Origin of the sequence: Motilimonas sp. 1_MG-2023 (genome assembly GCF_030547455.1) — a bacterium.
Taxonomy (GTDB): domain Bacteria; phylum Pseudomonadota; class Gammaproteobacteria; order Enterobacterales; family CBDFNC01; genus Motilimonas.
The window spans coordinates 1-857 of sequence record NZ_JAUOPX010000109.1 but is presented as its reverse complement, the minus strand read 5'-3'; the positions used below and the strand labels follow the sequence as shown (position 1 = coordinate 857).

Here is an 857-nt window from a genome sequence, read left to right as displayed (position 1 = left end):
TTAACCGTGAAGGTTGCTTGCTCACCTTCTATAACGTCAACGTTGTTGGCATTGGTGTTCGGGTTCACTATCAGGCTGGTGCTGTCGTTGTCCGTAATGGTGGTTTCGACTACGGCATTACCTTTAACAAGGTGTTCAAAGCCTCCGCCCGTCAGAGTGCCTAACGTCACGCTGTATGACTCATCGCCTTCGCTGATAACATCGTCTACGTTAGACACCGTAAAGTTAGCCGTGGTCGCGCCTTTAGCTATCACCACATCTTGGGTGACAGGGACGAGGTCGCCATTGTCGGTCGTAATGTGACCCACAATCACCGTCACAGTTAAATCTTCACCCGCAGCTTTGTCTAATGTCACCGTATAAGTAGCCACACCACCTTCAGCGACAGAGCTTGCGCCAGACAGGCTCACTGTTGCGGTATCTTCGCTGCCCGGCGTACCATCAGGACCAGTTTGGTCTGTCACTGTGGTCACCACCACTGCGGTGCCGTTGACTAAGTTTTCATAGCCGCCACCCGTAGTTGCCCCTAGAGTCACCTCGAAGGTTTCATCTACTTCAGCATACGCATCATCTAAGGTATCAACCGTGAAACTGGTTTCCTTGGTGCCTGCTGCAATCACTACATCTTGAGTCACCGGAATTAGGTCGCCGTTATCGGTTGTCACGTGACCAACAATCACTTGCACCGTTAAATCTGTCGCAGGGGCATTATCCACGCTCACTTTGTAAGTCGCCGTTTCACCTTCTACTACTGTGCTATCACCGCTTAAGGTCAGCGTCGTCGTATCTTCTGGCGTTGGCGGTGTGACCGCACTGTCGTCGGTAATGGTCGCAGTGCCCGTTGCATTGAGGGTGTC

Annotated in this window: 1 protein-coding gene; it reads right to left on the bottom strand. The window is 52.0% G+C overall.

The window, feature by feature from the left end:
* A partial coding sequence (locus Q4519_RS21630; protein ID WP_303515994.1) for an immunoglobulin-like domain-containing protein occupies positions 1–857 on the bottom strand: 857 nt, incomplete at both ends.